Genomic DNA, 25,832 nt, shown 5'->3' with positions numbered 1-25,832 from the left:
CTTGCCCGGCCTCGAAGAACGGCGGAGAACCTAGCCGCCGGAGTGCATGATCTCGGCGCCGACGGGAACGGTGGCGTCCTCCGGATCGTCGAGCCAGCCCTCGGGGAGGGTGACCTTCGAGGGGGAGCCCTGGCGGCCGCGGGCGTCGTCGGAACCTTCGGCGGCAACCTCCGAGTCCGCCCACGGGGCGAGCTGCTCGCGCAGTTCCGCGAGAGTGGTGATGCGTGCCAGGTTGGCGCGCAGTTCCCCGCCGACCGGGAAACCGCGGAGGTACCAGCCCATGTGCTTGCGCAGGTCGCGGCAGGCCTGGGTTTCGCCGTCGTGCTCGGCGAGGAGTTCGGCGTGACGGATGATGATGCGGGTCACTTCGCCGAGGGTGGGTGCGGCGGGTGGGGCCTCTCCGCGCAGTTCGGCCGAGAGCTCGGCGAAGAGCCAGGGGCGGCCCAGACAGCCGCGACCGACGACGACGCCGTCGCAGCCGGTCTCGTCCATCATCCGGCGGGCGTCGCCGGCGGCGAAGATGTCGCCGTTGCCCAGCACCGGGATCCCGGAGCCGTCCAGATGCTCGACCAGGCGGGTGATCTGCGACCAGTCGGCGGCACCCGAATAGCGCTGGGCGGCGGTGCGCGCGTGGAGGGTCACGGCCGCCGCACCCTCCTCGACGGCGATGCGCCCGGCGTCGAGATGCGTGTGGTGTTCGTCGTCGATGCCGACGCGGAACTTCACGGTCACGGGGATGTCGGTGCCCTCTGTGGCTTTGACGGCGGCTGCGACGATGTTGCCGAAGAGGCGACGCTTGTAGGGGATGGCCGAGCCGCCGCCCCGCCTGGTGACCTTGGGGACGGGGCAGCCGAAGTTCATGTCGATGTGGTCGGCCATGTTCTCGTCGACGATCATCTTCGCGGCCTTGTACGTGTACTCCGGATCTGTCGTGTACAGCTGCATGCTGCGTGGGGTCTCGTCCGGGGCGAAGGTGGTCATGTGGAGGGTCTTCTCATTGCGTTCGACCAGGGCGCGGGCGGTGATCATCTCGCAGACGTAGAGGCCGGAGACGGTGCCCGTCCTCTCGATCTCCTGTTCGCGGCACAGGGTGCGGAACGCCACGTTGGTGACACCCGCCATCGGGGCGAGTATCACGGGGGAATTCAGCGTCAGGGATCCGATCTTCACAGTCACCCCCTCATTGTCCCCCCTGGGGGTGGTCGCGCCCAAACCATGACGTATGGGCGGGCGCAGGTCCTCCTGCTGGTGACGTACCATTAATGGAGGTGCGCGCATTGCCACGGGTTCCCGCGAACTCCGCTAATGTGGTCACCGTAACTAAACGGCTTGAATGTAACCGAACCGACACTGATCGGTCGGGGTCGGTGCCAGCCAACCACGTATTCAGACATTGCGGGTCGCATCCATGTGATGGCCCGATAATCAGGAGGTACTTAATGTCCGATCGGATCGCCAACGCTCTGCTGCGCGGCAAGGTCATGTCTGCTGACGAGGCAGCCCAGCTCATCGACAACGGTGACAAGGTCGGAATGTCCGGCTTCACCGGGGCCGCCTACCCGAAGGCGCTGCCGACCGCGATCGCCAAGCGTGCCAAGGAGGCGCAGGCGAAGGGCGACTCCTACAAGATCGACGTCTTCACCGGCGCCTCCACCGCACCGGACTGTGACGGCGTCATGGCTGAGGCCGGCGCGATCAACTACCGCATGCCGTACCAGTCTGACCCGATCATGCGTAACGCCATCAACGCCGGCGAGATGAAGTACCAGGACATCCACCTGTCCCATTCCGGCCAGTACGTGGAGCACGGCTTCTACGGAAAGCTGGACGTCGCCGTCGTCGAGGTCACCCGCATCACCGAGGAGGGTCACCTGATCCCGTCCTCCGGCGTGGGCAACAACGTCGACTACCTGGACGCGGCCAAGAAGATCATCATCGAGGTCAACTCCTGGCAGTCCCTCGACCTCGAGGGCATGGCGGACATCCACCGCATCGGTCACCTGCCGAACCGTACGCCGATCCCGATCGTGCACACCGGTGACCGTATCGGCAACACCTACATCGACATCGACGTGACCAAGGTCGTCGCCGTCGTCGAGACCGATGCCCCGGACCGTAACGCCCCCTTCAAGCCGGTGGACGAGCAGTCCCGGAAGATCGCCGGTTACTTCCTCGACTTCCTCGAGGGTGAGGTCCAGGGTGGTCGCCTGGCGTACGACAACTACGTCATGCAGTCCGGCGTGGGCAACGTTCCCAACGCCGTGATGGCGGGCCTGCTGGACTCCAAGTTCGAGAACATCGAGGCCTACACCGAGGTCATCCAGGACGGCATGGTCGACCTGATCGACGCCGGCAAGATGACCGTCGCGTCCGCCACCTCCTTCTCGCTGTCCCCGGAGTACGCCGAGAAGATGAACGCGGAGGCCAAGCGCTACCGCAAGCACATCATCACCCGCCCGCTGCAGGTCTCCAACCACCCGGAGGTCATCCGCCGCGTGGGCCTGATCTCCTCCAACGGCATGATCGAGGCCGACATCTACGGCAACATCAACTCCACCCACGTGGCCGGTCAGCGCATCATGAACGGCATCGGCGGTTCCGGTGACTTCACCCGCAACGCGCGCATCTCCACCTTCATCTCCCCGTCGGACGCCAAGGGTGGCGCGATCTCCGCCGTCGTCCCCTTCGCCTCCCACATCGACCACACCGAGCACGACGCCATGGTCGTCATCACCGAGTACGGTGTCGCTGACCTGCGTGGCCTGGCTCCGCGTGACCGCACCGCCAAGATGATCGCCGTGGCACACCCGGACTACCGCCCGCTGCTCGAGGAGTATGTCGAGCGCGCCTCCAAGTCCAAGTTCCACCACACCCCGCACGACCTCGCAACCGCTCTGTCCTTCCATGAGCGTCTGCTCGAGACCGGCTCCATGAAGAAGTAGCCTGCCGCTTCTTGACGCCCCGCCCCTCCGGCCCGTGATCCGCGCCGGAGGGGCGGGGCGTCGGTCATTGGTGTGGAATTGTGATCGTCATACGCCTGCCCCGGATACCCCTGCAGGCATATGGTGCGGGTAGGACACATCATCCACCCAGCATCACCTACAGGAGCAGTCATGGCGGACATTGTCATCCTGGGCGCGGGTATCTCCGGGCACACCGCGGCCCTCCATCTCAGCCGGAGACTACCCTCCGGTTCCACACTCACGGTCGTCTCCCCGAATGCCGACTGGAACTGGATCCCCAGCAACATCTGGGTCGGCGTCGGGCGGATGAAGGCGAAGAAGGTGCTGTTCAAGCTCGCACCCGTCTATCAGCGGCTCGGGGTCACCTTCCATCAGGCGAAGGCGACCGCCATCTGGCCGGACGGGGACGATTCGGATGCGCGCCCGGGCGTGGACATCGAGTTCACTGACCCGGATCGCGCGGGTCAGACCCGGCGTATCAGGTACGACTACCTCATCAACGCCACCGGCCCGCAGCTGAAGTTCGGGATGACCCCGGGGCTCGGCCCGGAGGGGCACTCGGTGTCGGTGTGTACCGCCGACCATGCGGTCCACGCGGCCGAAGAGCTCAGGCGTGTCATCGACGAGATGAAGGAGGGCGCCGAACGCACCCTGGTGGTCGGTATGGGGCACGGCATCTGCACGTGTGAGGGAGCCGCATTTGAGTATGCGTTCAACGTGGAACATGAGTTGAGTGCCGCGGGGGTCCGGGACAAGGCGCGTCTGATCTACCTGACCAACGAGGCGGAGCTGGGTGACTTCGGCGTCGGTGGCATGGTGTTCAACCAGCGCGGCTATGAAACCACCTCGAAGCTGTGGACCGAATCCCTCTTCCGGGAGCGCGGCGTCGAGGCCATCGTCGGTGCGCACGTGGAGAAGGTGGAGCCGGGCGTCGTCCATTTCGAGACCCTCGACGGCAGGCATCACGCCCTGAATTTCGACTTCGCCATGCTGCTGCCACCCTTCGGTGGCGTCGGGCTCAAGGCCTTCGCCCCGGACGGCACGGACATCAGTGACACGATGTTCGCCCCCAACGGCCTGATGAAGGTCGACGCCGACTACTCCGGCAAACCCTACGACCAGTGGCGCGCCTCCGACTGGCCGGCCACGTACCGGGTTCCCGGCCGGGACAATATCTGGGCGGTGGGGATCGCCTTCGCGCCGCCGCACCAGATCTCCACGCCGCGCAAGTCCGCGAACGGCACCGTGATCACCCCGTCGCCGCCGCGAACGGGTCAACCCTCCGGTGAGATGGGCAAGGCCGTCGCGATGACGATCCTCGACCGCATCCGCCTGGGGGATCAGGCGACGCCGCACGAGGCGTCGTTGGCCAGGCTCGGGGCAGCCTGCGTGGCCTCGGCCGGAGCGAATCTGCGCACAGGTTCGGCCGCTGCCATGGTCATGGTGCCGGTGGTCCCGGACAAGGAACGTTTCCCCACCGGTCGTGACCTCAGGTACACCCGCGGTGAGATCGGCCTGTCGGGGCACTGGACCAAGCTCATGCTGCACTACATGTTCATCTACAAGGCCAAAGCACGGCCGGGCTGGCATCTCATCCCGGAATAAGGAGGGAGAACCGTGAGTAACATTCCAGACCTCGAGCGTAACCCGGATCTGCCGGTTTCCGACTTCAGCAGAGCCCCTCTGCCGACGGAAGGAACCCTGCGCGCCCGGAGGAGCATTCCGTATCAGTTCACCCGTTTCGTGGTGAACAACACCCGGATGGCACGGCTGGCGTTCAGTAAGCACTAGCTGGGCGTGTGGCCGGGAAATGTCGGGACGTGCGGCCCGACAGGGGTGTCCCATCGCGGGGAGACTGTGGACGTGGGCAGCCCCGTCGGTGTGAGGCATCGGCACATCGGGTACGAATGTGAGATAATTCACAAAAGACTCGACCCGCTGTTGTGGTGGGCGCGTGTCACATGCGGCTGACATGGGGAAAGGGGGTGGGAGTCTCCCGCCTCCGGAGACGGCCGGGCGGGGGTTATTGAGGCCAGAAAGCAATCGTTTGCCTGCAGGTCATGGCCGGTGCTTGGCAGTGGTGGTGGCGCGGGTGGACAATGTGCTCATACCCTGCAATTCGGCCGGTGGGACCTGTGCCACGTGAAGACAGGTCCCGGCCACTGACCCCAAGGTGGTGCCTACATGTCTCATGTCATAGAAGTCCGTCGCGCACCGACGTCAGAGACGATCCCTCTGGTGCTCGCGTTGCTGGTGGCGGTCTTCGCCTTCCAGCTCAATGCCTCGATGCTGTCCCCCGCGCTGGCCACGATGGAGAGGGAACTGAGCGCCACGGCCGCCCAGATCGGCCTGACCCAGACTGCCTTCTTCACCGCGGCAGCCCTGTTCTCCCTGTTCCTGCCGCGCTGGGGTGACCTGGTGGGGCGGCGGAAGATCCTCGTCGCCATGATGGCCCTGACCGCCGTCGGTTGTGTGGTCTCCGCACTCGCGCCGAACGTGACGGTCCTGTTCCTGGGACGCGTGATCCAGGGCGTCGCCGGCCCCACCGTCCCCCTCACCCTGATCATGCTGCGCCAGCAGATCCCCAATGAGAAACAGTACGGCCTGCTCATGGGCATCATCACCTCCGTCAACGGCGGTATCGGCGGCGTGGACGCCCTGCTGGGCGGCTGGCTGGCCGGCAACTTCGGTTTCCGCTCCATCTTCTGGGTCATGGCAGTGGTGTGCGTGGTCGCCGTGGTGACCGTGCAGCTCTTCACCCGCGAATCCACCGCCGAGTTCACCCCGCCCATGGACTGGAAGGGTGTGGCCCCGCTGGCGGTGGCCATCGGCGCGCTGCTCACCGCCTTCAACGAGGCCGGCAAGCTCGGTGACGCCAACTGGCTGCTCTTCGGCGTGCTCGTCGTAGTGGGCGCGGCAGGGATCATCGCCTTCTGGAACATCGAGAAGCGGCAGGAGCACCCGCTGGTGACGGTGGAGTACATGAAGCAGCGCCGCACCTGGGCACTGTTGTTGACCACCCTGCTGACCATGACGGGTGTCTTCGCCGTGATGAACGGTCTCCTCCCGAACCTCGGGCAGGATGTGGAGAACGGCGCCGGCATGGGTGCGGACGTGGTGTCCTGGTACACCCTGACCCCGTACGCGTTGGCAGGTCTGGTCATGGGCCCGATCGCCGGTGCCCTGGCCGCGAAGCTCGGCTACAAGCGCATCCTCCAGATCGGGCTCCTCGGCAGCACCCTGGGCCTGATCATCGCGATCTTCATTGCGGACGCGCCCAACCGTTGGGTGCTCTTCGCCATCTCCCTGTTCATCGGCGTCACCTACGCCGGCATCGCCAACATCATGCTCAACGGTCTGGGCGTGGTGCTCAGTCCGGCCGACAACCAGGGCTACCTGCCCGGTATGAACGCCGGTGCCTTCAACCTCGGCGCGGGCATCAGTTTCGCCATCCTCTTCGCGGTGGCCACCCTGTTCGCCGACAGCGGCGGTGGTTACGCGGCGGGCATCACGGCCGGCGCGGTCATCGTCGGCCTGGCCTTCCTCTGCTCGTTCCTGATCCCCGACCCCGAAACCATCACCGATACCCTGGCGGCCAAGGAAAAGGCCGCCGCCGCTGCCGGTACCGCCGACCACAAGGAGTAAGAACTCATGGCACGAAAGATCATCCTCGACTGCGACCCCGGACACGACGACGCCGTCGCCATCCTGCTTGCCGCCGGCAACCCGGAGATCGAGTTGCTCGGCATCACCACCATCGGTGGCAACCAGACTCTGGAGAAGGTCACCTACAACGCCCGCCAGGTCTGCACCATCGCGGGACTGAACGACGTACCGATCCACGCCGGCACCACCCGGCCGCTGGTGCGCCCGGTGGAGGTCGCCGAGGGCATCCACGGCGACACCGGCATGGAGATCCACGACTACCAGCTGCCCGAACCGACCGTGGAGGTGGCTGAGGGGCACGCGGTGGACTTCATCATCGACACGGTCATGGCGCACGAGCCGGGCACCGTCACCCTGGTTCCCACCGGACCACTGACCAATATCGCACTGGCCGCACGCAAGGAACCGCGCATCGTGGAGCGCGTGGCCGAGGTCGTGCTCATGGGTGGCGGATACCACGTGGGAAACTGGTCCGCGGTCGCGGAATTCAACATCAAGATCGATCCCGAGGCAGCCCACATCGTCTTCAACGAGCCGTGGCCCGTGACCATGGTCGGCCTTGACCTGACGCACCAGGCCCTGGCCACCGACGAGATCGAGGCCGAGATCAAGGCCCTGGGGACGGACCTCGCGGACTTCGTGGTCGCACTCTTCGGGGCGTTCCGCAAGAACTACCAGGACGCCCAGGGCTTCGATCACCCGCCCGTGCACGATCCCTGCGCGGTGGCCTACCTGATTGACCCTGATGTGGTGTCGGTCCGCAAGGTGCCGGTGGACATTGAGCTGACCGGAACGCTGACCCTCGGGATGACCGTGGCAGACTTCCGCGCACCGGCGCCGGAGGACTGTCACACCCAGGTGGCGGTGGACCTCGACAACAGGAAGTTCTGGGATCTCGTCATCGACGCGATCCGGGTCGCGTCGAAGTAGCCCTTTTCCGCTACTGCTCCTCGTGGGTCACCACCACCACGCTGCGATCCGCCCGCGCCCCCGGCAGGGGGTCGCGCTCCAGCATGGCGAGGAGCCCGGCGGCATCCTCGGCCGAGATGTGGGCGGTGGGCTCGTCGAGAAGCAGGACGGGGGCATCCGAGCACAGCGCACGGGCGAGGAGCAGGCGGCGACGTTGACCGCTGGACAGGGAGCCGGCGCCGTCGGCGAGCACGAGGTCCAGATCGCCGGCCCACGCGCCGAGCCCGACGGCGTCGAGGGTCTCCCGCATGGTGGCGTCGTCAACGGTGGGGTTGGCCACCCGCAGGTTCTCACGGATGGTGGTGGCGAAGAGCCACTCGTCCTCGGTGTGCACCCGCACCGCCGCGCGCAGCCTCTCCGGCGCGATGGCGGCCAGGTCGCGACCACCCAGGGTGACCTCGCCGGACCTGGGCGGAACGAGCCCGGCGAGCGTGAGCAGGAGCGTGGTCTTGCCGCTGCCGCTGGGGCCGCGGATGATCAGTCGTTCACCCGGTGCGAGATCCACGTCCCAGGTCCGCTCGCCGAATGCGCAACGCAGGTCATGCGCTCGCAGGTGCAGCCCCGGGAGGTCGCCGCTCATCGACACCCCGCCGGTCCCCGCCATCAGCTCCGACAGGCGCCTTTCGGCTCCCCGGGCCTCATCGGCGTGGATGGCGGCAGCCGCCAACTGGCCGTGGGACTCGAAGCCGGCGAGCGGCAGCATCACCATCATGCCCAGCCACATCGGATCCCCCGTGTAGGTCAGCGCGCCGATGGCCAGGATGATCACCGCCGCCAGCCCCGTGCTCCAGGCCCGGGCGGCGGCCGCCGGAGCCAGGGGCCTGTCGGAGGCGACCTGGGCCAGGCTGCTGCGTGCCGACGCCGCCGTGCTCGCCCGGATCCGCGCGTCGCCGAGACCCGCGGCCTCGAACTCGATGCGGTTGTCCAGGATCTCGTCCAGGGCCACCGACCAGTCGTCAGCGGCATCGGCGCGCCGGGCTGATCGTGCAGCCTTCACCGCCAGGCGTGGGACGGCCACGCCGGTGACCAGGAAACCCAGCCCCAGCACCAGGCCGGCCAGGGGCTGGAGCAGTCCGGCGCCGAGCACCGCGGCCACCGACACGACGAGCGCGACCCCACGGGGCACTATGGACCGGACGATGAGGTCGGTGACCCGTTCCGTGTCGGAGACCAGCGCCACAAGGCCGTCGCCCCGTGTGAGCAGGTGCCCGCGGCCGGAGGAGTCCGCGGCCAATGAAGTGAACAGGCGTGACCGCAGGGTGGTCAGTGCGGAAAGGGCCAGCCGGTGGCTGACCAGCCGTTCGAGATAGCGGAACACCGCGCGGGAAATGCCCAGCGCGCGCACCGCCGTGATGGCCACCGACAGGTCGAGCACCGGCGGCATCTCCCACGCGCGTGTGATCAGCCAACCGGACAGCACCGTCAGACTCAACGCGGACAGCAGCGTCACGGAACCCGCGAGGACGGCCAGCACCAGGTCGCGTCGACGGACCCCGGCGAAGTGGAGGAGTCTCACAGCGGGACCACCTTGTCCGCGGCGGCGGCAATCCTTCGGTCGTGGGAGGCCACCACGACGGCGTGACCCTCGGCCGCGTACTGCCGGAGCAGCATGCCGAGGTGCTCGACGAGTTCGGGGCTGAGGTGGGCGGAGGGTTCGTCGAGAAGCAGCAGCATCGGCCCGCCATCCCCGCGGGCCAGCGTGCGGGCCAGCGCCAGCCGCTGACTCTGGCCGGCGGAGATCCCGGATCCGTGGGCGCCGAGGATCCGATCACCGGGAACACCGGTGCCGACGGCTGCGGCGGCCGCCTCCGCCCGGGCAGGCTCTGCGCCCAGCAGGACGAGGTTGTCCTTCACCGTGCCGGGCGTGAGCACGGGGCGGGCAGGTAGATAGGAGATCGCCTCCGGTGCAGGGGCCACCACCTGACCATGCACCAGGTTCTTCGGCAGCACACCGAGGACCGCCAGGAAGGCCGTCGACTTGCCGGAACCGTTCGGGCCGTGGAGCACGGTCACCTCACCGGGTTCGGCCCGGAAGCTCAGGTCGGTCGGGGTGGTGCCGTCGCGACCTGCGACCGAGAGCCCCGAGACCTCCAGTGCCACGCCTTCGCGGCGTTGCGGGGTGAAGGGCGGCTGGTGGGAGGGGGCGTCGATAAGCTCGAGGACCTCCTCGACGGCGGCGAGGCCATCAGCCGCGGCGTGGAAGTTCGTTCCCACCTGCCGGATCGGCTGGTAGACCTCCGGAATGACAATGAGCGCGATCAGTCCCGCTGAGAGTCCGAGGGAGCCGTCGATGAGACGGAGGCCGATGCCCACGGCGACCAGAGCGACGGAGAGCGTCGCGATGAACTCGAGTGCAAATGAGGACAGGAATGCCAGCCGCAGGACCGACATGGTGGCGTTCTCGTGCCTGCGCCCGGAGGCCTCGATCTCCCGGCCGGGCTGGTCGGTCGCGCCCAGGGCCCGCAGGGTGAGCGCCCCCGAGAGGAGGTCAGCCAACTGGCCGCCGAGCGCGGCGGTGATCTGCAGGCGGCGCCGGGTCTGCGCGCGGGTGAGCGTGCCGATGAGCACCATGAACACGGGGATGAGCGGCACCGTCACCAGTGCCAGTACCCCGGAGACCGGGTCCGCCAGGAACACCACCAGCAGAGCGGCCGGGGTGGCCAGCACGACCGCCACCAGGGAGGGCAGGAAATCGCTGAGGTAGGGGCGGAAATCATCCAGTCCCCTCGTCAGCACGGTGCGCCAGTGCGCAGACTGCTCCTGCACGACGCGGGGATCCCGGCGCCGCAGCGCCTCGAGGGAGGAGGCCCGCAGGGAGTCGATCGTGGCGCCCACTCCCCGGGAGGACCAGCGCTGCGCCACCCAGGACACGGCGCCGTGGGCGGCGACCACGGCAACCAGAGCGGGGATGACCCACCAGGGGAAGACACGCTCGACGATGAGCCGGGTGGCCCCCCAGCCGATGAGCACACCCCTCGCGAGCACCAGCATCGTGGTCAGCGCCTGGGCGAGACCGGCGCGCAGAATCAGTGAGCGCACCGGGGGAGCCAGCCGCAGCAGGCGGGGATCCACAGGTGACCTGTTGGTGGACATCGACTACGCACGCACCCGTCGGCGGAAAACCCAGTATGTCCATCCCTGGGCGATGAGCACCACCGGGATGAGGAAGACCGCGACCCAGGACAGGAGCCTCAGTGTGTAGTCGGAGCTGGCCGAGTTCCAGATGTCCAGGCTCACGCCGTCCGCCAGGGTCGTGGGCATGAGATAGGGGAACATCGCGCCGAAGATGAGCGCCACCAGTGCCACGATGGCCAGGAACGTGGCGGCGAACGCCAGACCATCACGACCCCGGAGCATGAGGGTGACCGCGCCCAGCAGAAAGAGGAACAGCACGGCGAACGCCACCCAGGTCTCCGGGCGGCCGTACATCAGTTGCAGCCAAACGGCGAAGCCACCTGCCACAGTCAGCGCCGGCAGTGCCAGTTTCCTGCCGATCCGATGCGCCCGATCCCGCAGCGCCCCCTCCGTCTTCAGACCCAGGAAAGTCACACCGTGCAGGAGGAAGATCATCACGAACGCCAGTCCACCGAGCAGGCCGAAAGGATTGAGCAGTCCCAGCAGGCCCTCGATTCCCGACGGGACCTGCCGGGCAGCGTCCACAGGCACGCCGCGCATCAGGTTGGCGAAGGCCACACCCCACAGCAGCGCAGGCACCCAGCTGCCGATGCCGAGGCCGAGGTCACTGAGACGCCGCCACTCGGCTGTGTCGACCTTGGTGCGCCACTCCAGGGCGACCCCGCGGATGATGAGCGCGACGAGGATGAGCAGCAGCGGCAGGTAGAAGCCGGAGAACATCGTCGCGTACCACTCCGGGAATGCCGCGAACAGGGCAGCGCCGGCGGTGATCAACCACACTTCGTTGCCGTCCCAGACAGGGCCGATGGTTCTCACCGCGGCGTCTCGACGCCGCGCGCCCTCTTCACCGTGGCCCAGGAAGGGCAGCAGCATGCCGACACCGAAATCGAAACCCTCCAGGACGAAGTAGCCGGCGAACAGGACAGCGATGACGATGAACCAGAGAGTCTGCAGATCCACGGCTATTTCTCCTTCTCATCGGTGATGACCGGGGTGCCGCTGAAACTCAGCGGCTCCAGCTCCTCGGACTGCGGGCCGTAGGTGTGCTCCGCGATGTTCTCGGCAGCGCCGACCGGCAGGGGGCCGGCGATGACGTGACGCCGCATCAGCCAGAACCACGCCACCGCCAGCACCCCATAGAGCAGGGTGAACGTGATCAGGGAGGTCCACACGGTGGCGGTGGAGTGGTGGGAGACGCCGAAGTCCACGATCATGTGGATCTCGTCCTCCATGTTCGGGGCGTCGGGCCCGAAGCTGATGTTGGGGTGCACGATCCACGGTTGTCGACCCATCTCGGTGAAGATCCAGCCGAAGGAGTTCGCCAGGAAAGGGAACGGGATAGCCAGCACTGCGGCCCGGGCGAACCAGCGGTTGTCGGTGGTCCGACCCCGCCTGGTCAACCAGAAGCCGAGGACGGCCACGGCGACGGACACCACCATCAGCCCGATCATGAGGCGGAAGGACCAGTAGGTGACGAACAGGTTCGGGGTGTAGTTTCCCGGACCGTAGAGCTGTTCGTAATGCGCCTGCAGCTCGGTGGCGCCCTGCAGCGTCACACCTGTGAGAGAGCCGCCTGCCAGGAAGGACAGCACCCACGGAACGCTGATGATCTCAGTGACGGAGTCGCAGTCGTTGAACGTGGAGATGGCGAGGATGGAGAACCACGGGTCCTCCTCCGTGTGGCACAGCGCCTCCGCGGAGGCCATCTTCATCGGCTGGAACTCGAACATGAGCTTCGCCTGAACATCGCCCGTGATCGACAGTCCGATCGTGGCGATGACGATCACCCACAGGCCCATCCGCAGCAGGGGACGCCAGAGCTCCTGCGCATCCACCTGATCCGCCGCGTTCCGACGGGCCCGCACCATCCACCATGCGCTGACACCGGCCACGAACGTGCCCGCCACCAGCCAGCCGCCCGCCACCGCGTGGGGGAAAGCTGTGAGCGCGATGGGGTTGGTCAGCAGTTCACCGATGTTGATCAGCTCCGCACGACCGGTCGCCGGGTTGTATGCCGCGCCCGTGGGACGCTGCATGAAAGAGTTGGCCACGATGATGAAGTACGCGGACACGTTCACCGCGATGGCGACCATCCAGATGGACAGCAGGTGCAGGATCTTCGGCAGGCGTCCCCAGCCGAAGATCCACACCCCCAGGAAGATCGATTCGAAGAAGAACGCGGCCAGGCCCTCCAGCGCCAGCGGAGCTCCGAACACATCGCCCACGAAGCGCGAGTACTCACTCCAGTTCATGCCGAACTGGAATTCCTGCACGATGCCGGTGACCACACCCATGGCGAAGTTGATCAGGAACAACGTGCCGAAGAACCGGGTCGCCCGGTACCACCGTTCCTTCCCCGTGACGTGCCAGGCGGTCTGCATGATCGCCACCAGTGGCGCCAGGCCCATCGTCAGCGGGACAAAAATAAAGTGGTAGACGGTTGTGACGCCGAACTGCCACCGTGAAACATCCACTAGATCCAATTCCACAGCAGTGCCTTTCCCGGCCGGCGCGGCATTGTCTCCCGCCCGCGAAGCGCGGGGGAGGGCCCCTGCGTGCCGCCGAGGTGAATAAAAATCGGGGTTAACTGTTCTGTCGGATGGAGTGGGGTGAAAAGTTCCGGGAACGTGATTGAACTCGCATCTGCCGTGAAAAAAATGGGGGTGGACCCGGTTTCCTTTAGCGGGGGGCGGGGCACTAATATCGTGTCCACGGGCCTCTAGCTCAGTTGGTAGAGCTACGGACTTTTAATCCGCAGGTCATGGGTTCGAGCCCCATGGGGCCCACCGCACACCCCCTCGCCTGGCCTCAGGCAGGGGGGTTGTTTTCTGCTTTCCTCCCGGGTCCGGGCCGAGGGGCCACCGGGGGCCCTCCCCGGTGCCACAATGGTGTGGTGCAGCACAATAACCAGGGCGCTGAGGGCACCTCCGAGAGTTTCCGTATCCGCGGTTCAATCCCGGACATTCCCCGGGAGACACGTTGGGATCGACTGTGGCGGCCCTTCTGGGCGATCCCGGCCGTCAGCGTGGGCGCGGCCCTGGTGTCCGGCTTCCTGCTGCCCACCTTGGAACAGGGTTTATCCGATGCTGCGCTCGGGTTCGTCTTTGAGGGTGGGCCGGATGCCGCCCGGGAGGTGCTGGGGATCATCGCCGCCTCCACGATTTCGGTGACCGGTCTCATCTTCTCCATCACCCTGGTCGTGCTTCAGCTGGTGAGCAGTCAGTTCAGTCCCCGGATGCTCAACGGGTTCCTTCGCAACCGCATCGTGCAGGCCACCCTGGCGATGTTCCTGGGGACCTTCGTGTTCTCCCTGACGGTCATCCGTTATGTGTGGAGCGAGGACGAGGACATCACCGGATTCGTCCCCCGCGCGTCGGTGTCGGTCGCCTTCCTGCTGGTGCTCGGGTGTCTGGGTTTCTTTCTGGCGTTCATCCGGTTCATCACATCGTCGATGCGGGTGGCCAACGCCATCTCGGAGATCGGGGAGGAGACGATGAACCTGGCCGAGCGGCTCTATCCCGTGCAGGGCAGCGATGCAGGCCCGGTCCAGGGGCCGGGCTGGTCACCACGGCCCGGCGACACCCGGGAAGAGGTCCGGGCGGACTGCCACGGATCACTGGTGTGGATCGACTACCGGAAGCTGGTGGCCTGGTCGACGGAGCATGAGGCGGTGATCACGTTCGACCGGCCCGTGGGGGATTTCCTGGTCGACGGCCAGCCGCTGCTGCGGGTCTGGTGGGACGGGGAGCTCAGTGACCGGGACCGGCGCGTTCTGCGTTCCGCCATCGAGGTGCGGACCGAGCGGGAACTTCATCAGGACGTCGCGTTCGGATTCCGCCAGCTCGTCGACATCGCCGACCGGGCGTTGTCCCCCGGCATCAACGATCCGGCCACGGCTGCCCAGTGTGTCCAGGAGATCCACCGGATCTTCCGCTACCTGGTCACCGTCATCGAGCCCAGCCCCTACATCGCCGATGACCAAGGCCGGGTCCGTGTGGTGCACCAACCTCAACGCATCGCGGACATGCTCCACGAGGTGATCGGTGAGATCCATCTCTACGGGTCGCAGTCCGCGATGATCCCGCGGCTGCTGCGCACCATGGTCGACGACCTGATGACGGCCGCCACCGACCATTGCCTGCCCGCTGTCGAGCGTGCCCGCAGGATCCTGGACGATGACGCGCACGTCTGACCCAGGGTCAGGTGGCGGTGAGGTCCCGGCGTCGGAAAGCAAGGGCGCCCAGCAGCGACAGGAGGACGCCTGAAGCCGCCAGCAACGCCACGCCAGTCCATCCGACCTCGGTCGCGGGGTGCTGGCCGACGTGCTCGAAGGGGGAGAGATTCAGCCACGACTGGCTCAGCTCGAGCATTCTGCCGAACATGCTCAGTACGCTGCCTGCGATGAACACGAGCCACACCAGGCCCACCAGGCGGGGGGCCAGTCCGTAGAGCGCGGTGGCGAGTCCGATGAACAGCCACACCGGAGCGAACTGGACACTGTGGCCGAGGACTACGGGCCAGAACAGTGACCATTCTCCCGTGACCAGTACAGCCCCCAGTGCCTCAGCGACGCCGGCAAGCACGCTCAGCCACAGTGCGCCGGCCGCGGTGACTGCGACCCAGGAGAGCGCCCAGCCGACCCGCCCCACGGCAGTGGCCAGGATGGGTTCGGTGCGCTGACCTGTCTCCTCGCCACGCAGGGCGGTGACGGCCAGAATGCCGTAGACAGCGAACATGAGCGCGAAGTACACGGACATGAAGCCCAGGTAGCCCTCGGTGATGGCGGTGGTGCCACCCATGACCGCGAGGATCTCCGGGGGCATGTTCCCGGCGCTGTCCTCGATGGTCTGGGCGAAGGCGCCGAACACCAGGCCGGCGACGGAGATCGCCACGGACCAGCCGATGAGCGTGCCCCGCTGCAACCGGTAGGCCAGCGCCAGGGGAGTGCCCAGCCAGGCCGGCGCCTGCTCGTTGCCCGGGCGGTCGGCGAGAACACCTGCACCCAGGTCGCGCCGGGCCCGCAGCCGGAACCCCAGGACGGAGGTGAGGATGGCGAAGGCCAGCAGCAGGATCAGCGGCCACCAGCGGTTGAGCGTGTAGGGGGCGGTCTGCTGGGCCCAGCCGATGGGGGAGAGCCAGGACAACCACGCAAGGTCACCACCCTGGACCCGCGACATGTCACCGAGGCCCCGGATGATGAAGACCACCGCCAGGACGATGCCGGCGAGGCTCGTGCAGGTACGGGAATAGGGCGACAGCTGTGCGGTGGTTGTGGCCACGCCGGCGAAGGCTATTCCCACGGTCGCGATACTCGTGGTGAACAGGATCGTGGGGAGGAGTTCCGGGGTGGGTTCGAGCGGTGCGGTGAGCACGACCCCGGTCATGAGCACGCCCACCAGGACATTCATCAGCACCGTGAGAATCAGCGCAGCCGTGGGCTGGGCATGCCGACCGACGACGCCGGCGAGCACGAGCTCCGCCCGGCCACTCTGCTCCTCCGCACGGGTGTGCCGCGAGATGGTCAGGATGGACATCAGTGCGGCCCCCAGCATGAGGTAGGTGCCGTACAGGCCCGCCAGGAAGCGAGGGACCGTGATCGCATCGAAGCCGTACCCCGGCCCGCCCACCAGGGCCGTGATGGGGCTCGAGGCCAGCTGGGCCATCCCCACCAGGCTCTCCTCATCCAGGACGATGCCCAGGGCGGTGGAGAAGTACACCATGAGCAGGGTCAGGCCCAGCACCCATGCGGGCAGGCGCCATCTGTCGCGGCGCAGCATGAAGCGCAGGAGCGTGCCCGTGCCGGTCAGCGGGCCGGTCTGCCCCGTCGTTGTGGTGATCACTGCTCCGCCCCCGCAGGCTCATCGCCGTAATGGCGCAGCAGGAGCCGCTCGAGCGACGGTGGGGTGGCGGTGATCGCGCGGATGCCGAGTTCCGAGAGCATGCGCATGACCTCGGGCATGTGCGCGGTGTCGACGTCGAAACGTACCTGTTCGCCCTCCCGGTGGGCGTTGTAGATGCCCTCGTGCTTGACCAGTTCCCCGGTCGGCCGGTCGGTGATCACCGTGATCACGGTGTGGCTGAGGTGACGCATGTCCAGGAGCGTGCCCGATTCGACGATCCGGCCCTTGCGGATGATGGAGATCCGGTCAGCCAGCGCCTCCACCTGTGCGAGGATGTGGCTGGACAGCAGCACCGTGTGGCCGCGGTTCTTGGCCTCGTGGATCACCTCCTGGAACTGGGCCTCCATGAGCGGATCCAGGCCGGCGGTGGGCTCGTCGAGAAGCAGGAGCTCAGCATCGGAGGCGAGCGCCGAGATCAGCGCCACCTTCTGCCGGTTTCCCTTGGAGTAGGTGCGGCCTTTCCGGCGGGGGTCGAGGTCGAAACGTTCGATGAGTTCTTCGCGGCGCTTGACGTTCATCCGTCCCCGCAGCCGCGCGAAAAGGTCGATGGCCTCCCCTCCGGTCAGGTTCGGCCACAATTCGACGTCGCCGGGCACATAGGCCATGCGGTGATGCAGCTCGACGGCGTCCCGCCAGGGATCTTTGCCGAGGACGCGCACTGAGCCTGCATCATGACGCAGAATACCCAGCAGAATGCGGATGGCCGTGGATTTTCCGGAGCCGTTCGGCCCCAGGAAACCGTGGACCTCGCCGGCCTCCACCCGCAGATCCAGAGTGTCCAGCGCGCGAACGGAACCGAAATTCTTGGTCAGCCCGACCGCTTCGACGGCAAGGCTGTGTGAGTCGCCCATGGTGGATCCTTCCTCGGGAAACGAAGCCACCTCCAGCCTAAGAGGTCGGGGCCGGGGAGGCGTAGCGTTTCAGACCATGACCTTCTTCTACGACCGTGACTGCTCCTTCTGCCGCGCCGCCGCGGGAAGGCTGGTCAGGCTCGCCCCGCTTATCGACGTCGCCCCGCTCCCGCTGCGCCACCACGCCATCTTCCGTGCCGCGGGGGGCGACGAGCTGGGCCACCGGGCCATCGGTTGTGCCCTGGCTGTGGGTGGCCGGGCCCGGTGGGTCCGGCTCATCGGTCGGGTGCTGTGCCTGCGGCCCCTGGATCCGCTGTGGGGTGCCGGCTACCGCTGGGTGGCGGCGAACCGGGCGCGACTGCCCATGCCCTAGGACTTCACCATCTTCTGGATCGCCTTCATGGCTTCCCGGATCTTCGCCTCCGCGGCCTCCCCGTCCTCCTTCGCCGCACCCGCGACGCAGTGAGAGATGTGATCCTGGAGGAGCGCCAGTGCGACGTTCTCCAGGGCTGAGGTGACGGCCGACACCTGAGTGAGGATGTCGATGCAGTACTGGTCCTCATCGATCATCCGGTGGATGCCGCGGGTCTGCCCCTCGATCCGCTTCAGGCGGGCCAGGTACTTCGCCTTGTTCTCGTTGTAGCCGTGGACGTTCGGCTCGTGGCAGGAGCAGCTCTCCTGGTCGGTGGTCTGGTGGTGCTGTCCGGTGGTCATGAATTCCCGCCTGTTCTTGAATCGTCCTACTGGCCTTCAGAATAGAACACGTGACGCCACAAAAACACGCCGGTGCCTGGGGTTTTTGAACTACGGCAGGAATGAAGTAATCTTCTTGTCAGTCGCATGTCCCAGAGCGCTTCTGGCAACAAAGACTGGCCCCCATCGTCTAGTGGCCTAGGACACCGCCCTTTCACGGCGGCGACACGGGTTCGAACCCCGTTGGGGGTACTGAGGGTGACTCCTCAACAAGAAAATCTGGCCCTGTGGCGCAGTTGGTTAGCGCGCCGCCCTGTCACGGCGGAGGTCGCGGGTTCAAGTCCCGTCAGGGTCGCAGATGTGAATGCCCCCGGTAGTTTCCCAGAAACTGCCGGGGGCATTCCGCATGCCGGCCCACGGTCCGTGTCCGATCGGAAAAACTGCCCTTGACCTGGCGATTTGTCTTAGACATTCCGCTCTGTGTAATGTTACATCTCGTTGCAACGGAGCAATCCGAGGCACAAATGAAGATGGCCCTGTGGCGCAGTTGGTTAGCGCGCCGCCCTGTCACGGCGGAGGTCGCGGGTTCAAGTCCCGTCAGGGTCGCAGAGATTGTCTCTCGCGACAGTCTTCGGCCAGATAGCTCAGTCGGTAGAGCGTCCGCCTGAAAAGTGGAAGGTCGCCAGTTCGATCCTGGCTCTGGCCACAGTTTAGCCCCTCCCCGGTAGTGCACCGGTGAGGGGCTTTCTGCGTCCCAGGGGGCCCGTGTGCCGGTCCATGAATCTTGGTCCTGCACGAACCCGTGTGGGGAAGGCATAATGGATTGTCAATACATCACACCGCGATTATCCCGGGAGGACCCCGTCATGGCAGACAAGAACTTCGAGATCACCCACAACGAGGGCAGGAAGCGTTTCGAGATCTCCGTGGACGGCCGGGAGGCCGGCTACGCGTCCTACGTGCCCCGGGAGGAGAAGGTACTGGACTTCAACCACACCGTGGTGGATCAGGCGTTCCGGGGTCAGGGGCTGTCCACTCCGCTGATCAGGGCGGCGCTGGACTGGGCCCGCGAGGAGGGTGCCTCCGTGAGGACGACGTGCTCCGCCGTGGAGCACTTCGTGAAGAAGAACGAGGACTACCGCGAAATTTGCGTCGACTAGGTCGAAGAGACGTCGATAAGCGGCGAAAAGGCCCCAGGAGAATTCTCCTGGGGCCTTTTCTTCCTCTAGATGCTGTAATCCACCGGATCGTTCGCGGCGTAGTAGTCGGGGTCGACGAGCTTGATGCGCTCGCTCTGACGACGCGGACGGTTCTTCGCCGGAATGCCGGTGGCGATGTTGTCCGGCGGGACGTCCTTGGTCACCACGGCGTTGGCTCCGATGGCTGACCCGGCGCCGACGGTGATGGGTCCGAGGACCTTGGCGCCTGCGCCGATGGTGACGTTGTCCTCGATGGTCGGGTGACGCTTGGTCTGCGTGAGCACCTGGCCGCCCAGGGTGACGCCGTGGTACAGCATGACGCCCTCACCGATCTCGGTGGTCTCGCCGATGACGATGCCCATGCCGTGGTCGATGAAGAAGCGACGGCCGATCGTCGCACCCGGATGAATCTCAATGCCGGTGAAGAAGCGGCTGGTCTGCGCGAGGATGCGGGCGGGACCACGAAGGCCCCGTGTCCACAACCAGTGCGACACCCGGTGGGCCCAGATGGCATGGAGCCCGGAATAAACGACGGCGTTCTCGACATTGCCGCGTGCGGCGGGGTCGTGCTCGCGGGCGTTCTGGAGGTCTTCGCGGATTGTTCTCGCGATTCGCAGCAACAGCATGGGCCAGAGTCTACCTAGTCGCGGATGTCCTCGTACAGGATGGTGGACACATAGCGCTCGCCGTAGTCGCAGACGACGGTGACGATGGTCTTGCCGGCGTTCTCCGGCTTCTTGGCCAGCTCCAGGGCGGCCCAGACGTTGCCGCCGGCGGAGATGCCGCCGAGGATGCCGTCCTTGACGGCAAGCTCGCGGGAGGTGGCGATGGCGTCCTCGTTGGAGACGGTGATGACGTCGTCGAGCACCTTGCGGTCGAGAACCTCGGGGATGAAGTTCGCGCCGATGCCCTGGATCTTGTGCGGGCCGGCCTTGCCTGCAGACAGCAGCGGGGAAGCGGAGGGCTCGACGGCGTAGACCTGAGCCTCCGGCTTGCGCTCCTTGAGGATCTGGCCGACGCCGGAGACGGTGCCGCCGGTGCCGACGCCGGCGACGAAGATGTCGACCTTGCCGTCGGTGTCGTTCCAGATCTCCTCGGCGGTGGTCTCGCGGTGGATCTTCAGGTTGGCCGGGTTGGCGAACTGGGACGCGAGGATGGCGTTCTCCTGCTCGGCGACGATCTCGTTGGCCTTGTCCACGGCACCCTGCATGCCGGCGGCACCCGGGGTGAGCACGATCTGGGCACCGTAGGCGCGGAGCATGACGCGGCGCTCGTTGGACATGGTCTCCGGCATGGTGAGGATGACGTTGTAACCGCGGGCGGCGCCGACCATGGCCAGGGCGATGCCGGTGTTTCCTGAGGTGGCCTCGACGATGGTGCCGCCGGGCTTGAGGGAGCCGTCGGCCTCGGCTGCGTCGACGATTGCCTTGCCGATGCGGTCCTTGACGGAGCTCGCCGGGTTGAAGGACTCGACCTTCACCAGAACCTCCGCCTGGAGGCCCTCCGTGATGCCGTGGAGGCGGACGAGCGGGGTGTTTCCGATCGTGTCGAGGATGTTGTCATATAAAGCCATGAAACTGTGCTCCTTGTTGTCGTTTCTGTTACTGCTTTGTTGCTGTGTGCCATAATACACGAATTAACTAGACAGGACGGTATGTGACATTTAGACCGGACGGTTTTCCCTGGCTGGTGGGGGTATGGTCCGGTCCTGGACGCTCACCCCTGGCGGCGTACCATCAGTTCCGCAACGGTGGATCCGTGATCTGCGCAATTGAATTCCGTTTACCCCCGAAGTCGCGTTATAATGCCCATCTGTAGAAGACAGCTACCCCCGTCGATGTGTCCATTGGGTGCACCTGGACGGGTGTACCCGAGGAGGACGGTTCAGCATGGATTCCCAGCGAATCAAGGATGACGACGAAGCTGTCCGGGCGGCGCTCACGTCCCTGAAGACCGCGACGGGCATTCCGGTCACGATGTATGCCACGCTTCTGCCCGACAACCGTCTGCAGATCAGCCAGTGGGTGGGGCTGCGCACTCCCGCCCTGCAGAACCTCATCATTGAGCCGGGTTCCGGCGTCGGCGGCAGGGTGGTGACCACCCGGCGGCCGGTCGGCGTGTCCGACTACACGCGCGCCAACATCATCTCCCACGAGAATGACCGGGCGATCCAGGATGAGGGACTGCATTCGATTGTGGCCGTCCCGGTCATCGTCAACCGTGAGATCCGGGGCGTCCTCTATGTCGGCGTCCATTCTCCGGTGCGTCTGGGCGACAAGGTGATCGAGGAGGTCACCATGACCGCCCGCACCCTGGAGCAGGATCTCGCGGTCAACTCGGCTCTGCGACGCGCCGAGGGCGGCAAGCCCGGGACCGTGAAGTCCGGCCGGGTGATGAACGGTGCCGAATGGGAGCAGGTCCGTTCCACCCACTCCAAGCTGCGCATGCTGGCCAATCGGGTCGAGGACGAGATGATGCGCAAGGAGCTCGAGCAGCTCTGTGACCAGATGGTTTCCCCGGTCCGGGTCAAGCAGTCCACCAAGCTCTCCGCCCGCGAACTCGACGTTCTCTCCTGCGTGGCCCTCGGCCACACCAATGTGGAGGCCGCCGAGGAGATGGGTATCGGGGCCGAAACCGTGAAGTCCTACCTTCGTTCCGTCATGCGCAAGCTGGGTGCCCACACCCGCTATGAGGCGGTCAATGCCGCCCGGCGGATCGGCGCGCTGCCCTGATTCCCACGTTGCCCTGATGTCGGGTCTTCGCCTCGGTTCGGCGGACTCGGCTAGTCTCGGAAAGCGTGAAGGATCGATTTGTAGTCACCGGAAGCGCCCGCCTGCAGGGTGCCGTCAAGGTCAGCGGCGCTAAGAACAGCGTCCTCAAGCTCATGGCCGCGGCGTTGCTCGCCGAAGGCACCACCACGCTGAGAAACTGCCCGGAAATTCTCGACGTCCCCCTGATGCAGCGTGTCCTCGAAGGGCTCGGCTGCACCGTAGTCATCGAAGGCGACGTCGTACGCATCACCACCCCGGCGGTGTTGAAGTCGGACGCCGACTTCGACGCCGTCCGACAGTTCCGCGCCTCCGTCTGCGTCCTCGGCCCCCTGACCGCGCGTTGCGGCCGGGCCGTCGTCGCGCTGCCTGGCGGTGACGCCATCGGTAACCGTCCCCTGGACATGCACCAGTCCGGCCTGGAGCAGCTCGGGGCCACCACCCGCATCTCCCACGGTGCCGTCGTCGCAGAGGCCGAGGCCCTGCGAGGCGCACACATCACCCTGGACTTCCCCTCGGTCGGCGCCACCGAGAACATTCTCACCGCCGCCGTGCTCGCGGAAGGCACGACCGTTCTTGACAATGCCGCCCGCGAGCCGGAGATCGCCGATCTCTGCCGGATGCTCAACTCCATGGGCGCGCGTATCGACGGCGCGGGTACCTCCACCATCACCATCGAGGGCGTCGATAAGCTCGAGCCCACCGAGCATGAGGTCATCGGCGACCGCATCGTCGCCGGCACCTGGGCCTACGCCGCGGCGATGACCCGCGGGGACATCACCGTCGGGGGCATTTCCCCCCGGCACCTGCACCTCGCGCTGGAGAAGCTGAAGGTGGCCGGCGCTGAGGTTGAGACCTATGAGAACGGTTTCCGGGTGCGAATGGACCGCCGTCCCACCGCCGTCGACTACCAGACACTGCCGTTCCCCGGTTTCCCCACGGATCTGCAGCCCATGGCCATCGGTATTTCCTCCATCGCCGACGGCATGAGCGTGATCACGGAGAACGTCTTCGAGTCCCGCTTCCGTTTCGTCGACGAGATGCAGCGCCTCGGCGCCCACGCCACGGTCGATGGACACCATGTGGTTCTGCACGGCATCGAACAGCTCTCCTCCACTGATGTGTGGAGCTCCGACATCCGTGCCGGCGCCGGCCTGGTGCTCGCCGCCCTGGTGGCTGATGGCGTGACCACCGTCCACGACGTCCACCATATCGACCGCGGTTACCCGAACTTCGTGGAGAACCTCCAGGCCCTGGGGGCAACCATCGAGAGGGTCACCGAATAGTCATCCCAGGCATTGTGCCGTGATCTGTTTAAGCGCCGCGAACTGCGGATTTGTGTTGCTGAGAGCGGCTGTGTAACTTTAAACAGGTCAGCGCGACCGACAGCGCCCCGCAGACAAGCAGACAGTAAGTCTGGTTGTGTGTGTGCGGGTGGTAGGAAAACGGGCCCTGACAGAATTTATCCCGCTGATGTGTCAATCAGATTTCTTTCGGATTGATGTGCAGTGTGGTGATGTTGTGTGAGAACTCAATAGTGTGCCAATGTACTTTTGTTTGTGACTTTGGTTGTGTCGTTCATCGGCCCTGACTCCCCGTGTTGTGGGGGTGGGGTGGGTGTGTGCCGGGTGGTACCTGTTCATAACAGGGTGCCACTGTAAATAATGCGCGCGGTGGTTGTCATCGTGTGAGTTGTTGTGGCGCAGGCATGGTCATGGTCGCTGATAGGAAGTAGGTGGCCCCCGTTTCCTTCCCCGTCAGGGTGGGTGAGGGGTCACAGATTTTTTTAGGTGATCATGGTGTCCCGGACCCTTTTGTGGTTCGGGGTGGCTGTGGTTGTTTTTTGGCAATCAACTGAAACATCATCGCCTTTCGGGGTGGTGGTGTGCTGGTTGTTTGTTTTTGGTTGGGTTTGGGCTTTCTACGCCTGAGACTTTTTCTGAAGTTTTTGTGGAGAGTTTGATCCTGGCTCAGGACGAACGCTGGCGGCGTGCTTAACACATGCAAGTCGAACGGAAAGGCTCCTTCGGGAGTACTCGAGTGGCGAACGGGTGAGTAACACGTGGGTGATCTGCCCTGCACTTCGGGATAAGCCTGGGAAACTGGGTCTAATACCGGATAGGACCTCTCTTTAGTGTGGGGGGTGGAAAGGTTTTTCCGGTGCAGGATGAGCCCGCGGCCTATCAGCTTGTTGGTGGGGTAATGGCCTACCAAGGCGTCGACGGGTAGCCGGCCTGAGAGGGTGGACGGCCACATTGGGACTGAGATACGGCCCAGACTCCTACGGGAGGCAGCAGTGGGGAATATTGCACAATGGGCGGAAGCCTGATGCAGCGACGCCGCGTGGGGGATGACGGCCTTCGGGTTGTAAACCTCTTTCGACAGGGACGAAGTGAAAATGACGGTACCTGTATAAGAAGCACCGGCTAACTACGTGCCAGCAGCCGCGGTAATACGTAGGGTGCGAGCGTTGTCCGGAATTACTGGGCGTAAAGAGCTCGTAGGTGGTTTGTCACGTCGTCTGTGAAATTCCGGGGCTCAACCTCGGGCGTGCAGGCGATACGGGCAATACTTGAGTGCTGTAGGGGAGACTGGAATTCCTGGTGTAGCGGTGAAATGCGCAGATATCAGGAGGAACACCAATGGCGAAGGCAGGTCTCTGGGCAGTTACTGACGCTGAGGAGCGAAAGCATGGGTAGCGAACAGGATTAGATACCCTGGTAGTCCATGCCGTAAACGGTGGGCGCTAGGTGTAGGGGACTTCCACGTCTTCTGTGCCGTAGCTAACGCATTAAGCGCCCCGCCTGGGGAGTACGGCCGCAAGGCTAAAACTCAAAGGAATTGACGGGGGCCCGCACAAGCGGCGGAGCATGTGGATTAATTCGATGCAACGCGAAGAACCTTACCTGGGCTTGACATACACCGGACCGGCGTAGAGATACGTCTTCCCTTGTGGTCGGTGTACAGGTGGTGCATGGTTGTCGTCAGCTCGTGTCGTGAGATGTTGGGTTAAGTCCCGCAACGAGCGCAACCCTTGTCTTATGTTGCCAGCACGTCATGGTGGGGACTCATGAGAGACTGCCGGGGTCAACTCGGAGGAAGGTGGGGACGACGTCAAATCATCATGCCCCTTATGTCCAGGGCTTCACACATGCTACAATGGTCGGTACAGCAGGTCGCCAACTCGCGAGAGTGCGCTAATCCTTCAAAGCCGGCCTCAGTTCGGATTGGGGTCTGCAACTCGACCCCATGAAGTCGGAGTCGCTAGTAATCGCAGATCAGCAACGCTGCGGTGAATACGTTCCCGGGCCTTGTACACACCGCCCGTCACGTCATGAAAGTTGGTAACACCCGAAGCCAGTGGCCCAACCCCTTTGTGGGAGGGAGCTGTCGAAGGTGGGATCGGCGATTGGGACGAAGTCGTAACAAGGTAGCCGTACCGGAAGGTGCGGCTGGATCACCTCCTTTCTAAGGAGCTTGACAGTCGGCGTCGCGGTAGCGGCGTCGCATCCGCTGGTTGGGGTTGCGAATGTCAACCCGCCGGCGAACAGATAATCGGGTGGACGCACACCGTGAGGGTGGGCGAATTTCAGCCGGGGTCACAGACGTTGAAGAGGGTATGTTGGCACGCTGTTGGGTGTCTGGGACAACATTGTTGTTTCGGTGATCACCTATGTTTCGTCGGTGC

The 25,832-nt window shown here is 65.3% G+C and carries 20 protein-coding genes, 5 tRNA genes and 1 rRNA gene; 16 read left to right on the top strand and 10 right to left on the bottom strand.

All coding sequences use genetic code 11. From position 1 onward, the window contains the following. Window positions 1-30: 30 nt before the first annotated feature. On the bottom strand, window positions 31-1,176 hold the full coding sequence (dusB, locus tag CETAM_RS11125) for a tRNA dihydrouridine synthase DusB (RefSeq protein WP_156228907.1): 1,146 nt from the start codon (window positions 1,174-1,176) through the stop codon (window positions 31-33). Between the two features lie 263 nt (window positions 1,177-1,439). Here dusB and CETAM_RS11120 point away from each other — a divergent pair, with 263 nt between their 5' ends. The 5 genes from CETAM_RS11120 to uriH all read left to right on the top strand — a co-directional run bounded on the left by CETAM_RS11120 (window position 1,440) and on the right by uriH (window position 7,559). Further along, a complete protein-coding gene (locus tag CETAM_RS11120; RefSeq protein ID WP_156228906.1) occupies window positions 1,440-2,942 on the top strand; it encodes an acetyl-CoA hydrolase/transferase family protein in 1,503 nt (500 codons plus the stop codon). A 171-nt stretch (window positions 2,943-3,113) separates the two neighbouring features. Beyond that, window positions 3,114-4,568 (top strand): NAD(P)/FAD-dependent oxidoreductase, encoded by a 1,455-nt coding sequence (locus tag CETAM_RS11115; RefSeq protein ID WP_156228905.1) that lies wholly within the window; start codon window positions 3,114-3,116, stop codon window positions 4,566-4,568. Window positions 4,569-4,580: 12 nt separating this feature from the next. Continuing rightward, the gene (locus tag CETAM_RS13730) at window positions 4,581-4,754 is read left to right on the top strand and encodes a hypothetical protein (RefSeq protein WP_197085736.1); all 174 of its coding nucleotides are present in this window, start codon (window positions 4,581-4,583) and stop codon (window positions 4,752-4,754) included. 393 nt (window positions 4,755-5,147) lie between these two features. Next, on the top strand, window positions 5,148-6,608 hold the full coding sequence (gene uriT, locus CETAM_RS11110; protein ID WP_156228904.1) for a uridine transporter UriT: 1,461 nt from the start codon (window positions 5,148-5,150) through the stop codon (window positions 6,606-6,608). A gap of 6 nt (window positions 6,609-6,614) precedes the next feature. Next, the gene (uriH, locus tag CETAM_RS11105; RefSeq protein ID WP_156228903.1) at window positions 6,615-7,559 is read left to right on the top strand and encodes a uridine-preferring nucleoside hydrolase UriH; all 945 of its coding nucleotides are present in this window, start codon (window positions 6,615-6,617) and stop codon (window positions 7,557-7,559) included. A 10-nt stretch (window positions 7,560-7,569) separates the two neighbouring features. On the opposite strand, the gene cydC is transcribed toward uriH, so the two are convergent. Genes cydC through CETAM_RS11085 form a run of 4 tightly spaced genes read right to left on the bottom strand, consistent with a single transcriptional unit; the run spans window position 7,570 to window position 13,216 of the window. Beyond that, entirely contained in the window at window positions 7,570-9,114 is a 1,545-nt protein-coding gene (gene cydC / locus CETAM_RS11100) for a thiol reductant ABC exporter subunit CydC (RefSeq protein WP_156228902.1), read from the bottom strand. Further along, entirely contained in the window at window positions 9,111-10,691 is a 1,581-nt protein-coding gene (locus CETAM_RS11095; RefSeq protein WP_156228901.1) for an ABC transporter ATP-binding protein/permease, read from the bottom strand. The genes cydC and CETAM_RS11095 overlap by 4 nt, the downstream gene beginning before the upstream one ends. Window positions 10,692-10,694: 3 nt before the next feature. After that, window positions 10,695-11,693 carry a cytochrome d ubiquinol oxidase subunit II gene (gene cydB, locus CETAM_RS11090; protein ID WP_156228900.1) on the bottom strand — a complete coding sequence of 333 codons (999 nt, stop codon included), beginning with the start codon at window positions 11,691-11,693 and terminating at the stop codon, window positions 10,695-10,697. Between the two features lie 2 nt (window positions 11,694-11,695). Next, window positions 11,696-13,216, bottom strand: a complete 1,521-nt coding sequence (locus tag CETAM_RS11085) for a cytochrome ubiquinol oxidase subunit I (protein ID WP_156229496.1) — start codon at window positions 13,214-13,216, stop codon at window positions 11,696-11,698. A 230-nt stretch (window positions 13,217-13,446) separates the two neighbouring features. Here CETAM_RS11085 and CETAM_RS11080 point away from each other — a divergent pair. After that, window positions 13,447-13,519, top strand: a tRNA-Lys gene (locus CETAM_RS11080). Window positions 13,520-13,626: 107 nt separating this feature from the next. Further along, window positions 13,627-14,925: a DUF2254 domain-containing protein gene (locus tag CETAM_RS11075; protein ID WP_197085735.1), complete on the top strand. Its 1,299-nt coding sequence runs from the start codon at window positions 13,627-13,629 to the stop codon at window positions 14,923-14,925. A 7-nt stretch (window positions 14,926-14,932) separates the two neighbouring features. Here the strand turns inward: CETAM_RS11075 and CETAM_RS11070 are convergent, their stop codons facing one another. Further along, window positions 14,933-16,573: an ABC transporter permease gene (locus CETAM_RS11070; protein ID WP_156228898.1), complete on the bottom strand. Its 1,641-nt coding sequence runs from the start codon at window positions 16,571-16,573 to the stop codon at window positions 14,933-14,935. Then, window positions 16,570-17,484 (bottom strand): ABC transporter ATP-binding protein, encoded by a 915-nt coding sequence (locus tag CETAM_RS11065; RefSeq protein ID WP_156228897.1) that lies wholly within the window; start codon window positions 17,482-17,484, stop codon window positions 16,570-16,572. The genes CETAM_RS11070 and CETAM_RS11065 overlap by 4 nt, the downstream gene beginning before the upstream one ends. Window positions 17,485-17,560: 76 nt before the next feature. Between CETAM_RS11065 and CETAM_RS11060 the strand changes: the two genes are divergently transcribed. After that, window positions 17,561-17,857: a thiol-disulfide oxidoreductase DCC family protein gene (locus CETAM_RS11060; protein ID WP_156228896.1), complete on the top strand. Its 297-nt coding sequence runs from the start codon at window positions 17,561-17,563 to the stop codon at window positions 17,855-17,857. Here the strand turns inward: CETAM_RS11060 and CETAM_RS11055 are convergent. After that, window positions 17,854-18,198, bottom strand: a complete 345-nt coding sequence (locus tag CETAM_RS11055) for a metal-sensitive transcriptional regulator (protein WP_156228895.1) — start codon at window positions 18,196-18,198, stop codon at window positions 17,854-17,856. The two genes, CETAM_RS11060 and CETAM_RS11055, sit on opposite strands and share 4 nt — an antisense overlap. A 158-nt stretch (window positions 18,199-18,356) precedes the next feature. On the opposite strand from CETAM_RS11055, the gene CETAM_RS11050 reads away from it, so the two are divergent. The 5 genes from CETAM_RS11050 to CETAM_RS11030 all read left to right on the top strand — a co-directional run bounded on the left by CETAM_RS11050 (window position 18,357) and on the right by CETAM_RS11030 (window position 19,337). After that, window positions 18,357-18,429 (top strand) — tRNA-Glu (locus tag CETAM_RS11050). Window positions 18,430-18,458: 29 nt separating this feature from the next. Continuing rightward, window positions 18,459-18,532: transfer RNA gene (locus CETAM_RS11045), tRNA-Asp, on the top strand. A gap of 177 nt (window positions 18,533-18,709) precedes the next feature. Next, a tRNA-Asp gene (locus CETAM_RS11040) sits at window positions 18,710-18,783 on the top strand. Window positions 18,784-18,810: 27 nt separating this feature from the next. Then, a tRNA-Phe gene (locus tag CETAM_RS11035) sits at window positions 18,811-18,883 on the top strand. Window positions 18,884-19,043: 160 nt separating this feature from the next. Next, window positions 19,044-19,337: a GNAT family N-acetyltransferase gene (locus CETAM_RS11030; RefSeq protein ID WP_156228894.1), complete on the top strand. Its 294-nt coding sequence runs from the start codon at window positions 19,044-19,046 to the stop codon at window positions 19,335-19,337. Window positions 19,338-19,402: 65 nt separating this feature from the next. Here CETAM_RS11030 and epsC read toward each other — a convergent pair whose 3' ends face one another. Beyond that, window positions 19,403-20,002, bottom strand: coding sequence for a serine O-acetyltransferase EpsC (gene epsC / locus CETAM_RS11025; protein WP_156228893.1), 600 nt, complete (start codon window positions 20,000-20,002; stop codon window positions 19,403-19,405). A gap of 14 nt (window positions 20,003-20,016) precedes the next feature. Then, window positions 20,017-20,949, bottom strand: a complete 933-nt coding sequence (gene cysK, locus CETAM_RS11020) for a cysteine synthase A (protein WP_156228892.1) — start codon at window positions 20,947-20,949, stop codon at window positions 20,017-20,019. Between the two features lie 316 nt (window positions 20,950-21,265). Here cysK and ramA point away from each other — a divergent pair, with 316 nt between their 5' ends. The 3 genes from ramA to CETAM_RS11005 all read left to right on the top strand — a co-directional run bounded on the left by ramA (window position 21,266) and on the right by CETAM_RS11005 (window position 25,612). Beyond that, window positions 21,266-22,108 carry an acetate metabolism transcriptional regulator RamA gene (gene ramA / locus CETAM_RS11015; protein WP_156228891.1) on the top strand — a complete coding sequence of 281 codons (843 nt, stop codon included), beginning with the start codon at window positions 21,266-21,268 and terminating at the stop codon, window positions 22,106-22,108. A gap of 65 nt (window positions 22,109-22,173) precedes the next feature. Further along, entirely contained in the window at window positions 22,174-23,430 is a 1,257-nt protein-coding gene (gene murA / locus CETAM_RS11010) for a UDP-N-acetylglucosamine 1-carboxyvinyltransferase (RefSeq protein WP_156228890.1), read from the top strand. Between the two features lie 661 nt (window positions 23,431-24,091). Next, window positions 24,092-25,612, top strand: a 16S ribosomal RNA gene (locus tag CETAM_RS11005). Window positions 25,613-25,832: the final 220 nt, after the last annotated feature.

Source organism: Corynebacterium comes (assembly GCF_009734405.1).
Classification (GTDB): domain Bacteria; phylum Actinomycetota; class Actinomycetes; order Mycobacteriales; family Mycobacteriaceae; genus Corynebacterium; species Corynebacterium comes.
The sequence above is the reverse complement of the archived record's forward strand: the minus strand, read 5'-3'. Positions and strand labels throughout refer to the sequence as shown.